Source organism: Frankia sp. AgB32 (assembly GCF_023243045.1).
GTDB lineage: Bacteria > Actinomycetota > Actinomycetes > Frankiales > Frankiaceae > Frankia.
Genome location: NZ_JALKFX010000070.1, coordinates 2,362 through 16,717, shown reverse-complemented (window position 1 = coordinate 16,717; position 14,356 = coordinate 2,362). Strand labels below are relative to the sequence as shown.

8 protein-coding genes and 2 pseudogenes are annotated in these 14,356 nt (G+C 74.2%); 6 read left to right on the top strand and 4 right to left on the bottom strand.

The window, feature by feature from the left end; genetic code table 11:
• Positions 1-270: pseudogene (locus MXD60_RS18430) on the bottom strand (hypothetical protein); the annotation flags it as partial.
• Between the two features lie 528 nt (positions 271-798).
• On the opposite strand from MXD60_RS18430, the gene MXD60_RS18425 reads away from it, so the two are divergent.
• Complete coding sequence (locus tag MXD60_RS18425; RefSeq protein ID WP_248820556.1) at positions 799-3,300, top strand: EAL domain-containing protein; 2,502 nt, start codon at positions 799-801, stop codon at positions 3,298-3,300.
• 46 nt (positions 3,301-3,346) lie between these two features.
• On the opposite strand, the gene MXD60_RS18420 is transcribed toward MXD60_RS18425, so the two are convergent.
• On the bottom strand, positions 3,347-5,095 hold the full coding sequence (locus MXD60_RS18420) for a serine/threonine-protein kinase (protein ID WP_248820555.1): 1,749 nt from the start codon (positions 5,093-5,095) through the stop codon (positions 3,347-3,349).
• 285 nt (positions 5,096-5,380) lie between these two features.
• Complete coding sequence (locus tag MXD60_RS18415; RefSeq protein ID WP_248820554.1) at positions 5,381-7,288, bottom strand: protein kinase domain-containing protein; 1,908 nt, start codon at positions 7,286-7,288, stop codon at positions 5,381-5,383.
• A 462-nt stretch (positions 7,289-7,750) separates the two neighbouring features.
• Here MXD60_RS18415 and ppk2 point away from each other — a divergent pair, with 462 nt between their 5' ends.
• The 3 genes from ppk2 to MXD60_RS18400 all read left to right on the top strand — a co-directional run bounded on the left by ppk2 (position 7,751) and on the right by MXD60_RS18400 (position 10,372).
• On the top strand, positions 7,751-8,773 hold the full coding sequence (gene ppk2 / locus MXD60_RS18410) for a polyphosphate kinase 2 (protein WP_248820553.1): 1,023 nt from the start codon (positions 7,751-7,753) through the stop codon (positions 8,771-8,773).
• A gap of 111 nt (positions 8,774-8,884) precedes the next feature.
• Positions 8,885-9,343 carry a nuclear transport factor 2 family protein gene (locus MXD60_RS18405; protein ID WP_248820552.1) on the top strand — a complete coding sequence of 153 codons (459 nt, stop codon included), beginning with the start codon at positions 8,885-8,887 and terminating at the stop codon, positions 9,341-9,343.
• A gap of 87 nt (positions 9,344-9,430) precedes the next feature.
• Entirely contained in the window at positions 9,431-10,372 is a 942-nt protein-coding gene (locus MXD60_RS18400; RefSeq protein WP_248820551.1) for a 1-aminocyclopropane-1-carboxylate deaminase/D-cysteine desulfhydrase, read from the top strand.
• Positions 10,373-10,397: 25 nt separating this feature from the next.
• Here the strand turns inward: MXD60_RS18400 and MXD60_RS18395 are convergent, their stop codons facing one another.
• The gene (locus tag MXD60_RS18395) at positions 10,398-11,804 is read right to left on the bottom strand and encodes a class I SAM-dependent methyltransferase (protein ID WP_518468212.1); all 1,407 of its coding nucleotides are present in this window, start codon (positions 11,802-11,804) and stop codon (positions 10,398-10,400) included.
• Positions 11,805-12,609: 805 nt separating this feature from the next.
• On the opposite strand from MXD60_RS18395, the gene MXD60_RS18390 reads away from it, so the two are divergent.
• Entirely contained in the window at positions 12,610-13,971 is a 1,362-nt protein-coding gene (locus MXD60_RS18390) for a glycosyltransferase (protein ID WP_248820550.1), read from the top strand.
• Positions 13,968-14,356: pseudogene (locus MXD60_RS18385) on the top strand (glycosyltransferase); the annotation flags it as partial. The gene MXD60_RS18390 and the pseudogene MXD60_RS18385, both read left to right, overlap by 4 nt.

Genomic DNA, 14,356 nt, shown 5'->3' with positions numbered 1-14,356 from the left:
CCCGGGGGGGGGGGCGGGGGGGGGCCGGGCGGTCCCGGGGGCGCCGACCGGGCCGCGCGGCGAACCGGAACCGCCGGCGGCCGGCGGCAGGGCGGCGCCGGCGCGGCCAGGCGCCGCCGGGGCCCCCGCGCCGAGTGCCTCGGCCCGGCCCCCCGCCGGGACGCCGCCCCCGCCGGTGACCACCCGCACGCCACCGGGCGCACCGTCGACGCCGACGCCCGCCCCGACAGCCGATCCGCCGACGGAGAAACCGACCGAGAAGCCGACCACGAAGCCGACCGTCAAGCCGACCCGGACGGCCCGTCCTACCACGCGGCCCACGCCGAGGCCGACGCGGACCTGCGAGAACAGCGACGACGGAACCGCGTGCGGCGGCGGCCGGCTGGTGCCACAGCCGACCAGTGACGGAGCCAGTCCGACCGGCGCGTGACCCCGGCCGCGGGTACCGGCTCGAACAGTCGCCAGTCGAGAGGGATACGTCCGAAACGCGGCGGCCCTGTCGGGCCGCCCCTGTCTGCGAGCTGTCACCCAGAACAACGGGTTCGCCGCGGTCGGTCGCTGGATTCTGCGTCGCGTACCCCGCCGCGGGCCTCTTCTGGGCTCTGCCGGGGTACTGCCACTCCGAGGGGTGCGCCACCTGAGAACTGACGTGTTCCACCGCACCCCCCGGTATCGGATGGTCCGATGCCGTGAAACGCCGTGGCGGCGTTCATCGCCTGGACGTCCGCCGACCGGGACCCGGTGGGGGCGTGGGCTATGCGTGCGGGGACAACGACCGGTGATCGCCGTTCCCCCCGCATGCGCCGGCGGCGGCAGCCCGCCGATGTCCTCACCGGCCTGGCGACGCACGCCGACCTGGTGCGGGCCGGCGACGCGGTCTGTCGCGAGATCGTCGGGGCCGGGCAGCAGGTCGTGCTCATGGTCCTGGACCTCGTCTCGTTCCGCGAGCTAAACCTCGCGTTCGGCTACGAGGCCGGCGACGACGTGCTCAGCTGGTTCGCCCGCAGGCTCCGCCGGGTCGAACCGGCGCCGCACCTCGTCGCCCGGCTCGGCGGCGACGAGTTCGCGCTGGTGTTGGCGGGGCCATCCTCCGCGGGCAACGGCCCGGCGCGGCCGGGGCAGGCTGACCCGGCGCTCGCTGCTCTCGGCCGGGCGGTCGTCGCCCAGCTCGACGGACGCCTGCGCCTGCGCGGCACGGATATCGAGGTCGAGGCGGTGGCAGGACTGGCCGCCGCACCCACGGGCGGCCGGATCAGCGAACTTCTGTCCCGCGCCGCCGCGGCGCTGGCGGAGGCCCGGCGAACGGGCGAGCGGGCCGCGGTGTCGACGACCGAGGTGGACCGCGTGCGGCCCGGCGAGTTCGCCCTGCACGCGCAGCTGCGTCGCGCGATCAGCGGCAACGAACTGGAGATGCACTACCAGCCCATGCGGGCGGTGCTGACCGGGCGGACGGTGGCGGTCGAAGCGCTCGTGCGCTGGCGGCACCCCGCCCGCGGGCTGCTGCTTCCGGGCTCCTTCCTCCCGATGGCCGAACGCACCTCGCTGATAACGGACCTGACGCTGTGGACGCTCGACGAGACGCTGCGCCAGTGCGGCCGCTGGCGCGCCGAGGGCATCGAGGTCACCGTGTCCGCGAACCTGTCGCCGCGCATGCTCGTCCTCGACGAGTTGCCGCGGCTGGTCGCTGACCGCCTCGATGCCCATGACGTGCCGCCAGGTGTGCTGACCCTCGAGATCACCGAGAACGCGCTCATCCCGCACCTGGCGCAGGCCTGCGCCATGCTCGGCCAGCTCCGCTCGGCGGGGGTGGGACTGTCCATGGACGATTTCGGCACGGGCTTCAACACCATGGAGATCCTCAAGGTGCTCACCCTGGACGAGATCAAGATCGACAGGGGCTTCGTCGCCGATGCCCGGGCCAGCCTGCCGGACCTCGCGATCGTGCGGTCCGTCGTCGACCTCGGGCATCGCCTCGGCCTTCGCGTCGTCGGCGAGGGGGTCGAGGACGAGCGCAGCGAGCGCATGCTCACCGAGATCGGCTGCGACCTCCTGCAGGGCAACTCCCTCGCGCCCGCGATGCCGGCGCGCGACGTCACCCCGCTGCTCACCCGCGCCCCATCACCGCGGGAACCTCGCGGTGATGGGGCACCGGCAGCGGCCGACCGCGCTGCCAGCGCCTCGGCCGGCTCCCGGCGGCCCACGCCGGACAGGTCCGACCCGGTGCCCGAACCGGACCCGGCATCCGGCCGATTCGACCCGGGCGCGCCAGCCGCGGCGACACCGGCCGACGAGCACACCCGCCTGGCGGTCCTGCGCCGGTACCGCGTGCTCGACACGTGCCCGGAACCGGAGTTCGACGAGCTGACCGCCCTCGCCGCCCAGACCACCCACTGCGGCGAGGCCCGCCTGGTGTTCGTCGACGGCGATCGGGAGTGGTGCAAGGCCCGGTACGGCGGCCCGAGCTCCGTCGACGGCACCGGTCAGCCGGGAGCAGCCACCCACACGGTGTCGTCGGGACAGTTCCTCCACGTTCCCGACGCGACGCGGGACCCGCGCCTCACCCACCTGGCCCGGGCCGGCACGGTGGACCCGGTGCGCTGCATCGCGGCGGCGCCGCTGCGCACACCCGGCGGCCAGGTGCTCGGCGCGCTGTGTGTCGCCGACCCCCTGCCCCGCCGACTGACCGACGCCCAGCGTCAGGGGCTGCACAGCCTCGCGGGTCACGCGATGCGGCTGCTCGAAGCGCGTCAGGAACGGCTTATGACGCGGGAGATCAGCGGAGCGCTGCACACCCTCGACGGTTTCTGGCATCCCGGCGACCTGCCGGCCGCCGCGGACATGACCGCGACGGTCGTCCGTTCCCTCACCGGCGCGGACGCTGTGGCGGTGATGCTCGCGCCGATTCCGGGCTCGACGGTGTTCCGGGCGGCCGGTTTCTCGGTGGCCCCGGATGTCGAACCCGTGACCGAGATCGGGATCCGCGCCAACCTCGACGACGAGGCGGCGTTGCGCGCCCTGCCCAGGCTGCGGGCCCCGACCTTCATCCCGGACGTCGCCCGCACGCCGCTCATCCCCGCCGGGCGGGCGCTCCAGCTGAACATTCGCTCGGCCCTGGTCGTGCCGCTCAGCGGCGGGGGTGAGTTCTTCGGCATGATCGCGGTGCGCTGGACGTCTCCCATGGAATATCTCGGACCGCAGGTGCTGCAGGCCGTGACCCTGTTCGCGATGCCGGCGTGCCACACGTTGCACCGACTGCAGGCATCCCGCCACCAGCCCGCGGAACCCGGCGCCGCGCCCTGATCGGCCGTCGGGAGGACGATCCGGCCGAAGAACCGTGGACCAGCCGCTAACAGGGGGGCGGGGCGGCCGTCGCCGGGACGTTCGCGCCGGTCGTCGGGCAGCCCGTCGGCGACGCGCCGGCGGTTCCGCTCGGCGTCGGGGTCGGCGCGCCGGACGGCGACGCACCGGACGTCGGCGTCGGCCGTGCGGTGGGGGACGTGCTCGGCTCGTCGGGCGGTGGCGTGCCGACCGCGGTGGTCGTCGGTTGGCCGGTGACGTTCGGCTGCTGGCTCCCGCCGGCGCCCAGCCCGCCGCTGCGCCGCGGCGTCGGCGGGCTGGGCGCCGTGTCCTGCGAAGGTCCGGTCCGCCTGTCGTCGGCCCGCGGCTGCGGGCGGTCGGGGCCCGGGGAGGGATGGTCGAGTGTCGGCACGGGATTCGGTTCCACCGACGGATCGCCGCCGCCGGTGGTCAGGAGCACCACGACGATCCCGACCAGCAGGGCGACCAGCAGCGCGCCCCCGGCCAGCGGGGCCGGCCGCCGCCACCGCGCCAGCGGCGAGTCGGCTCCGGTGCGTCGCGGCGCCTGCCCTGGCCCGGAAGCGGCGGGGCCGGCACTGTTCCGGCCGCCGGGACCGCCGCCATGGCCCACGGCGACCGCCTCGACGCCCACGCGGACGGTTCCGTCGGGAGGGCCGGCGGGCAGTCGGGTCCGCGCCATGCGCGGATCGGTGCGGTCGGCGGTGTCGAGAAGCAGCGCCGGGCCGCCGGTGGCCGCGCGGGCATCGGTGCCGCCGGCCGCCGGGGCGGGCCAGCGCGGCACGGGCATGGTGCCGCCGGAGCGGTCGCCGCCCGGTGGCGGCGTCGGTCGCAGGGCGAGCGGGTGGGTGGGCTGGTCGGGCCGGTCGGGGTCCAGCGCCTTGGCGGTGGGAGCGTCGGTCAGCGGCGGCTGGGCCTGCCAGGGGGTGAGGGCCTGGGCCGCAGCCCGGTCGGCGTCCGCCGGGGTGCGCACCTGCGGATTCGAGACGAGCCGGCGGACGAGGTCCGCGGCGCTCGGGCGGTCCTCCGGACGCCGGGCGAGCGCGGCGCGCACCAGCGGAAGGAGAACAGCCGGCACCCCGGCGATGTCCGGCGGCCGATCCTCGCGCATCCGGGTCAGGACGTCGGACTCCTCGGAGGCGAACGGGGGCTGCCCGGTGGCCGCGTACGTCACGCAGGCACCCCACGCGAACACGTCGGCGGGTGGCCCGGCGCGCTCGCCGCGAAGCTGCTCGGGCGCCATCCACGCGAGCGTGCCGATGAGGATGCCGGTGCGGGTGTGGCTGGGGTCCCCCATGGCGCGGGCGATGCCGAAGTCGATGACCTTCGGGCCGTCCCAGGCGAGCAGGATGTTCGACGGTTTGAGATCACGGTGCACGACGCCGACGGCGTGGATGGCCATCAGGGCATCGGCCAGGCCCACGCCGAAGCCGTGCAGGAGGCGCTCCTCCATCCGCCCGTGCCGCAGAACCGCGTCGGCGAGGCTGGTGCCCTCGACGTACTCGGTCGCGAGCCAGGGGGAGGCGGCCTCCGGGTCGGCGTCGAGCACCGCGGCGACCGCCCGGCCGTGCACCCGGCGGGCGGCCGCGACCTCGCGGCGGAAGCGCTCCCGGAACTCGGGGTCGTCGGCGAAGCGGGCATCGGGCACCTTGACCGCGGCCGCCCGGCCCTCGGCGTTGAAGCCCAGGTAGACCGTGCCCATCCCACCCGCGCCGATGCGGTTGTGGATGGCGAACGGACCGACTCTGCGCGGGTCGTCGTCCACCAGCGGCGTCAGCATCGCGGCATTCCGCCACGCGCCGCGGGCTGACCGGGGAGCGGGCGGCGGCGTCCGCGCGCGCGGCGCCGCGCCGCGGTACGCGACCGGGACCGCCCGACCTGCGCCGAAATGGTCACTCCCTCGGATCTGTGGTGTGCCGACCGCGCCGCCGCGCGGTCCAGGCGGCCGGGTTCGAGGTGCACCATGGCCGCCACGCCGGGCACGTTCCCCAAGACGGTAACGCGTCGGCCGTTCCGCACGCGGCTGGCCGCGCGGGTAGGCGCGTCGAGCTACCCCGTTCGGTGACTATCGACGGCTGCCGGAAGCGTTCGGGTCGTTCGACGGAATCGGGTCGAGCGTCGTGAAGTTCGACCCGGTCCAGCGGAAACGGACGTCGGCGTGACCCGAGGGCGAGCCGGCCGGGTCTCCCGGGTTGTAGGTGTCGTAGCGCAGCGTGATGTTATGGTCGTCGCGCTGCTTGAACACGGTGACGTGCGCGCTCGGGTCCTTGGTGTCGGTTCCGCGGAACTGGCCGTCGGCGAAGACGAAGGCGAGCTGTGTCGGGGTGTCGCCGTTCGGCGTACCGGTGCCGATCACCACGTTGAGGCGGCGGTCCTCCTGGTAGGTGCTCATGTCGGCGGTGTAGCCCCTGCTGGTCACCATGGCCTGCGCGTCGCTGGCCGACAGAGTGGTCTGGGTCGGGCTGGCGCTCGCGCTCGGACTCGGACTCGGACTCGTGGGTGACACGCTCGGTGATGCGCTGGCCGGGCCCGTCGCGATCGGCCCCCCGCCCGCCGATGTCGGACCTGCCGTGACACTCGCCGTCGCCGATCCGGGCGCCGCCGTGGCGCCGCCGCCGCGGCCGTCCCCGCCGCCCTTGCTCAGCGCCAGGGCCACCGCGACACCGCCGAGCAGCAGAACGGCCGCGACGACCGCCGCGACGACCAGCCCGCGCCGGCCATCCGCGCCGGGGCGCGCACCGGGCGGGGCATCCCGCCGGCCGCCACCGTAGCCGGGGGCCCGATGCTGCTCCGGGTAACCCGCACCCGGCCCGGAAGGGCGCTCGTCGTACCCGGAGCCGCCATACCTCGACGTGTCGTAACCCTGATCGTCATAGCCACTCTGACCCGTGTAGCCACCCCGACCCGTACGGCTCTGGCCGCCGTACCCGTCGGGGGCGGATGCGGGCGCGCCGCGACGAGGATCGTCGTAGGCCGCCCGCGCGTCGCGGACCGTGGGGTCCACCGGTCCGCCGGGGCCGGTGGAGGCGGGCCGGCGACCGGCGGTGTAGGGCCCGGCACCCGGCTGGCCGCGCAGCGGCGGGGCGCCGCCCGGGGGAGTGGGGGGCAGCGACCAGACCCGGGCCAGCGCGGTCTCACTGGCCTGGTCGGCGCCGGCCGCGGCGCCCGCGTCCCGGCCGACCAGGTGGGTGAGCAGGTCGGTGGCGGTGGGCCGGCGCGCCGGTTCCTTGTCGAGCGCCGCGCGGACGAGGCCGGCCAGATCGGCGGGCACGCCGTCGAGGTCCGGTTCGGCGGTGAGTATCTGCATGCCGATCGCCTCGGCGCGCTCACCCCGAAACGGCGGATGTCCGGTCGCTCCGAACGCCACGCAGGCGCCCCAGGCGAAGATGTCCGCCGGTGGGCCGGCCCGGTCGCCGCGAAGCTGCTCGGGCGCCATCCAGATCAGGGTGCCGATGAGCATGCCGGTGCGGGTGTGGCTGGTGCTGTCCGCGGCGCGGGCGATGCCGAAGTCGATGACCTTCGGCCCGTCCCAGGCCAGCAGGATGTTCGCCGGCTTGAGATCGCGGTGCACCACGCCGGCCGCGTGGATGTCGACGAGCGCGTCGGCGAGGCCGATCGCGAGGCCGTGGACGAGGCGGTCGTCGAGGGCGCCGCGGGTGGCGACGGCGTCGTTGAGGCTGCGGCCCTCGACGAACTCGGTGGCCATCCACTGGCGCTCGCCGGTGAGGTCGGCGTCGAGGACGGCCGCGACCGAGGTTCCCCGCACCCGGCGCGCGGCGGCGACCTCCTGCTGGAACCGGGATCGGAACTCCGGGTTGTCGGACAGGCCGACCGAGGGCACCTTCACGGCGGCCGGCTTGCCGTCCTCGCCGAACCCGAGGTACACCACGCCCATGCCGCCGGCGCCGATGCGGTTCGCCAGTCGGAAAGGGCCGATCCGACGCGGATCGTCCGAGGTCAGGGGGGTCAGCACAACGCTTCCTTTTCTCCGGGCCTCACCGCCTGCGGGCGGGTGGTGCGATGTCGGCGGGTCGGGGCGTCCGGCCGGGCCGCCAGTGGCGGACCGAGGAGGCAGTCCGATTGTCCCGCGTGGCTGCTGTCGCGCTCACCCCCGCGCGACCGGGCTCGCTGTCCGTTGATGATCTGTCTACCACGCGTGTGTACCAGTAATGGGGTGAGGACCACTTTCATCACCCTTTAGCCTGTTATGTTGCCAAGAGGAGAAATGCACTGGAACGCGTGCGGCCAAACATCGGTCCGGCCGGTTCCAGCCGCCGCGACCGGCCTCGGAGCGTCCCGTCATCTCCCGTTTCCCGCGGCGTCGACCACCGGTCTGCCGCCTTCCATACGGTTGACCGGTCAGGGCTCGACCCGGGGCGCGGACGGGGAACACTGCCCCGGCCGCGGTGCGTTGTCCGAGCGGAGGGATGTCGGTGTGACCCACGTCGAACGGGTGATTCCCGAAGGTGCTGACAGCAGGGCCGAGTCGCTGGTGCGTGGCGCCGACGGCTGGGGCCGTTGGCTTGGCGCGGCCGGGCTCGCCGAGCGCGTCGGAGTGAAGGACGAGCAGCTCGCCGGGCTGCGCGTCCTCGACGAGGACGACGACGAGGCCACGCTGCTGCGCCCGGACGGAACCCCCGTCGACACCTGGCGGGAGAGCTACCCGTACGACACCCGTCTGGCCCGCGCCGACTACGAGCGGGAGAAGCGGCTGCTCCAGATCGAGCTGCTGAAGATGCAGTACTGGGTCAAGGAGACCGGCCAGCGCGTCGTGCTCGCCTTCGAGGGCCGCGACGCCGCCGGCAAGGGCGGCACGATCAAGCGGTTCACCGAACACCTGAACCCCCGCGGGGCCAGGGTGGTGGCGCTGGAGAAGCCCTCACCGCGGGAGAAGGACTCCTGGTACTTCCAGCGGTACATCCAGCACCTGCCCGCCGCCGGCGAGATCGTCATGTTCGACCGGTCCTGGTACAACCGGGCCGGCGTCGAGCGGGTGATGGGCTTCTGCTCGCCGGAGGAGTACCGCGAGTTCCTGCGCCAGGCGCCGGAGCTGGAGCGGATGTGGACCCGCAGCGGCATCACCGTGTTCAAGCTGTGGTTCTCGGTGTCCCAGCACGAGCAGCAGACCCGGTTCATCGTCCGCCAGATCGACCCGGTGCGGCAGTGGAAGCTCAGCCCCATGGACCTCGCCTCCCTCGACCGCTGGGAGGACTACACCGACGCCAAGGAGGCGATGTTCTTCTACACCGACACGGTCGAGGCGCCGTGGACGGTGGTGAAGAGCAACGACAAGAAGCGCGCGCGGCTCGAGGCCATGCGCCACGTCCTGCACGAGCTGGAGTACACCGGCAAGGACCCCGACGTCGTCGGCACCCCCGACCCGCTCATCGTCGGCCCCGCCGTGAACCTCCTCGAACCCGGCGAGAAGGCGGACCGCACCTTCCCCTCGCTGCACTAGCCGGCGTCCCTGCGCGGGCCGGGCGGTGGCCAGGGCGACACGGTGCGGGATGTGGGCACCGCGGCCCTGGTACCGGCGGGTTTATGGTGTCCCTCCTCGAGAGGAGACCGCGTGAGCGTGCGACCACCCTTCCCCCCGTTCGATGAGCGGACCGCCCTGGAAAAGGTGCAGGCCGCCGAGGACGCCTGGAACGGGCGCGACCCGGAGAAGGTCGCGCTCGCCTACACGGAGGACTCGGTATGGCGCAACCGCGATCAGTTCGTCACCGGCCGCCCGGCGATCACGGCGTTCCTGCGGGAGAAATGGGCGCGTGAGCTGGACTACGCGCTGCGCAAGGAGCTGTGGGCGTTTCACGGCAACCGGATCGCGGTGCGCTTTCAGTACGAATGTCGGGACCGGGACGGTCAGCACTGGCGCAGCTACGGCAACGAGTTGTGGGAGTTCACCCCGGCCGGGCTCATGAGCCGCCGCGAGGCCAGCATCAACGATCTTCGCATTGCCGCGACCGATCGGCGCATCCACGGCGTCCGCCCCGCCTCCGAACGGGGCGTCGCCCTGCCACTCGCCTGAACGACCGCCGTCGCCGTCGCCGTCGCCTGAACCGTGCGCTGGTCCGGGCGCGGGCCGGCACCGGCACCGTCCCGCTACCGTGCAGACATGTGCGCTCGGGCCGGTGATGTCTCGCTGGCGGGGGCGGTCGGGCGGTTGCCCTCCCCGCTGGTCGAGACGGTGGACGACCGGCTCGCCGCGCGGGGCGTGCGACTGCTGCTCAAGCGGGACGACCTGATCCATCCCGACATCCCCGGCAACAAGTGGCGCAAGCTCGGCCCCAACCTGGCGCGGGCCCGCCAGCTCGGCCAGCACACCGTGCTGACGTTCGGCGGCGCGTACTCGAACCACGTCCGCGCGCTGGCCGCGGCCGGCAGCCTGCTCGGGCTGCGCACCGTCGGGGTCATCCGGGGCGAGGAGCACCGCCCGCTCAACCCGGTGCTGCGCTTCGCCGCCGATGCCGGTATGCGCCTGACCTACCTGGACCGCGCCTCCTACCGGGCCGTGCGGGCCGGGACCGGGGCGGCGGTGCTGGCCGGGCTGACCGCCGAGTTCGGCCCGTTCCACCTGCTGCCCGAGGGCGGCAGCAACACCCTCGGCGTGCGCGGCTGCGCCGGGCTGCCCGCCGAGCTCGACCAGGACTTCGACGTGCTCTGCTGCTCCTGCGGCACAGGCGGGACCCTCGCCGGCCTCGCCGCCGGGCTCGCCCCGGGCCGGCGGGCACTCGGCGTCACGGTGCTGCGGGGCGCCGCGTTCCTCGACGCCGACGTCGCGCGGCTGCAACAGGCGGCGTTCGGGGTGAACTCCGGCAACTGGACCCTCACCCACGACTTCCACGCCGGCGGTTATGCCCGGACGACCCCGGAGCTGACCCGGTTCCTCGCCGACTTCCACGACCGCCACGGCCTCGCCCTCGACGCCGTGTATGAGGGCAAGCTGCTGCACGGGCTGTTCAGCCTGGTGGCCGCCGGCGCGTTCGCCCCGGGGGAGACCCTCGTCGCCGTCGTCAACGCCCTGGCCGACGGGCCGCCAGCCCGGGTGGCCGGATGACTGCCCGTCGACCTCACGGTGCGGCTCAGCCGGCGGACGGCGCGTGCGGCGGGGCGGCCGGCGACTCGTAGCGGGGCCGCAGCGGCTGGCCGGAGCGGCCGGCGTCGGGGCGCACGGCGAGGGTCTGGTGGATCTGCGTCTGGCCCGCCTCGAAGCTGAGCGCCGAGCCCGCCATGTACAGCCGCCACACCCGCGCCCGGCCGGCACCCACCTCGTCGACGGCCACCTGCCAGTTGTCCTCCAGCCGGCGCACCCACGCGCGCAGCGTCAGCGCATAGTGCTCGCGCAGGTTCTCGACGTGGCGGACCTCGAAGCCGGCGGCCTGCGTCAGCGTGGTCATCAGGCCGATCTCGTGCAGCTCACCGTCGGGGAAGACGTAGCGGCGCAGGAAGTCCCGCCCGGCCGGCAGCGGCACCGGGCCGAGGTGCGGCCGGTGGCGGTAGGCGCCGGCGGGATCACCGGGGCTGGAGATGCCGTGGTTGAGCAGCCGGCCGCCCGGGCGCAGCAGCCGGTACAGGCTGTCGAAGTAGGAAGGCAGCTTCGCCCGGCCGACGTGCTCGACCATTCCCACGGAACTGATCGCGTCGAACGGGCCGTCGGGGATCTCCCGGTAGTCCTGCAGTCGGATCTCGATCCGGTCGGCGAGCCCCGCCGCGGCGATGCGGCGGCGGGCCTCCGCCGCCTGCTCCACCGAGATCGTCACTCCCACGCCGCGCACGCCGAAGTGCTGGGCGGCGTGGATGAGCATGCTGCCCCAACCACAGCCGACGTCGAGCAGCCGCTCACCGGGACGCAGGCCGAGCTTGCGGCAGACCAGCTCGTGTTTGTCCCGCTGGGCTGTGTCGAGGCCGGCGTCGGGCGACGCCCACACCCCGCACGAGTAGGTCATCGTCGGGCCCAGCAGCATCCGGTAGAAGGCGTTGGACACGTCGTAGTGGTGGGAGATCGCGGCCGCGTCGCGGTCCTGGCTGTGCCGGCGGCCGTGCAGCCGGGCCTCCTCGGGTGGCGGCACCGGCGGGCGGCCGCCGAGCTCGCGCAGCACGGCGAGGGCCGCGGCGCCGGCGGCGGTGTCGAGCCGGCGCGGCAGGTTCGACAGCGCGCCGCGGATCGCGAGCCCGTCGAAGATGTCGCCGTCGACGTCGAGGTCACCGGCGACGAAGGCCCGGGCCAGGCCCAGCTCGCCGGGCCGGAACAGCACCCGCCGGACCGCCTCGGGGGAGCGCACGACGACCCGCGTGGCCGTGTCGGGGCCGAAGGACGAACCGTCCCACAGCTCGACGCGCACCGGTGGCGCCGTCCCGAGCAGGATCTCCAACAAGGTGCGCGTCGCGGCGCTGACCTGCGGTGACCAGGTCGGCGACGCGGTCCCGGCAGCGGCGGGAACGGCGGGAACGGCAGGTTCGGTGGCCTCCACCTGTCGGCTGAGCGTCACGGTGCATCCTCCGGCTCGCGTGCGTGGTCCCATCGGCTGGGACGTCGCCGGCTGAGAACCCGGTCGGCACCGCGCGACCCGGCGCCGCCCGCTCGCCGGTGCTCCTGCCCCGGTCGGCCGTGGCCCGTGGTCGGCCCAGCCCCACGGGGCGTGGTCGCACCTGGTTGTTTACCGGCATCGTCTCGCGGATGCGAGCGGTCCGGAACGGTGTCCGGTGTCGCATGGCGGTGTCCCGCGAACGGGGATGACCAGCAACCCTGACAAACAGAAAGTCCCAGGTGACCGTGCCGATTCCGGCCCAGCGGAACTTCGTCCGGGACGATGCGGATGATCTGGTCGACGCCGGCGAGGCGTCGGCATGTCGTGCTTCGGCACGCGGCCGCGGGAGGGAGGCCACACCCGGCAGCGGCGGGGGAGCGGTGGTACCCCGAGTTGCTTTCGAGGTTACCGAAGACTATAAGTGGGTTAGCACTCAACAGGGTTGAGTGCCAACCTCTGGCGCGACGGATGCGTGAACCTGGGGATACCTGAACCCAGGGACGCCTGAACCTACGGATATCCGACCGGCGGTTCGATCATCAGTCGTTGTGGGCCCCGCTGGCGGCCGGCACTCCTCCACACGGCTCAAGCCCGGGAGGACCCGAAGGCCATGCTGAAGATCATGTCAGGACGACGATCACGGCCTCCGACGAGGATGCTCGGCGCGGTGTGATCCGGCCGGCCGGCGCCGTCACGATCCCGTCGGCGGGCGCCGACGTCCTGCGGGTGGCGGCGCGCCGCATCCCTGCCGCACCCACGATGCCCCATGCTGACCGGCACCGCCGAGTCCCGCGACCAGGTCTTCGCCCGTGACGTGGGCCGAGGTGACGGTGTCTCGCGCCGGGACCGTCGCCTGGCCAGTCGCCCGCGAACCCGCGGGCACGCTCGCCGGCGCGGTGCCGGCGTCGACCGGAAGGCGGCCCTCGTGCCCCTGCGCTTTGGCTTTCTCAGCACCTATCCACCGACCCAGTGCGGTCTCGCGACGTTCACGGCTGCCCTGTACGACGAACTGAACAGTTCGGCGCCCGGTGCGTCCAGTGGGGTGGTGCGGCTGGTGGACACCCCCGTCCTCGCCGCGCCGGGGGCCCCGGCGGCCCGATCGCCCGGCAGGTCCGGTCCACCCGGCCGGTCGGCCGTGGTCGGAGCTCTCGCCGCCGGCACGCCGGGCGGACCGCGCGAGGCGGCCCGACTGCTCAACGGCTTCGACGTCGCCGTGGTGCAGCACGAGTACGGCGTCTACGGAGGTCCGGACGGCGACGAGGTGCTCGAGGTGCTCGACGCCCTCGACGTGCCGGTGATCGTCGTCCTGCACACCGTGCTGGTGACCCCGACACCCCATCAGCGCCACGTCCTGGAAGCTCTCGTCGCCTCGGCGGACGCGGTGGTCGTGATGACCGAGACCGCGCGGGTCCGACTCGTCGAGGGCTATCGGGTCCATCCGCTGCGCGTGGTGGTCATCCCGCACGGCGCGGCGGACGGTCGAGCGGCCCAGGCGGCGCGCGCCGACCGGCCGACCATCCTCACCTGGGGGCTGCTCGGACCGGGTAAGGGCATCGAGTGGGGCATCGCCGCCATGGCGGATCTCGCCGACCTCGATCCCGCCCCGCGCTACGTCATCGCGGGCCAGACCCATCCGAAGGTCCTCGCCCGGGAGGGCGAGGCCTACCGGGTCAGGCTGGCTGCCCAGGTCCGTGACCTGGGGCTGACCGGCTCCGTCAGCTTCGACGACCGTTACCTCGACGCGGTGTCGCTCGCGGCACTCGTCCGCCGGGCCGACGTCGTGCTGCTGCCCTACGACTCGGTCGACCAGGTGACCTCCGGCGTCCTCATCGAGGCGGTCGCCGCGCTGCGGCCGATCGTCGCCACCTGCTTCCCGCACGCGGTCGAACTCCTCGGCGACGGCAGCGGCCTGGTCGTGCCGCACCGGGACCCGGCGGCGATCGCCGCCGCGGTCCGCAGCATCATCACCGACAAGGCGGTGCGGACCGGTCTCGCCGGTGCCGCCGCCGTCAAGGCCCCGGACCTGCTGTGGCCCGCGGTCGCCGGCCGGTACCGGCAGCTGGCCGCCGGGCTGGTCGCCCGCCGCGGGAGCCGGCTGTCGAGCGCGCCCGTGTCGGCGGCCCGGTGACCGTCGCGGTCTCGTTCGACCACCTGATCCGCCTCACCGACGACATCGGCCTGTTCGAGCACGCCCTCGGTTCGGTGCCCCGCCGGGAGCACGGCTACTGCGTGGACGACGTCGCGCGCGGGCTGGTCGTCCTCGCCCGCGAACCCTCGCCCGGGATCGACCTGGTCCGGCTGATGGAGCGCTACCTCGACTTCGTCCTGGCCGCGCAGGCCCCCGACGGCACCGTCCGCAACCGGCGCGACACCGACGGCCGCTGGCTGGACGATCCCGGGCTGGAGGACTGCTGGGGCCGGGCCCTGTGGGGGCTGGGCACGGCGGCCGCGGCGGCGCCGACCCCGCGGCCGCCGGCCACCGCGCGGGCCGCCGGCCGCGCCAGCCCCCCCTC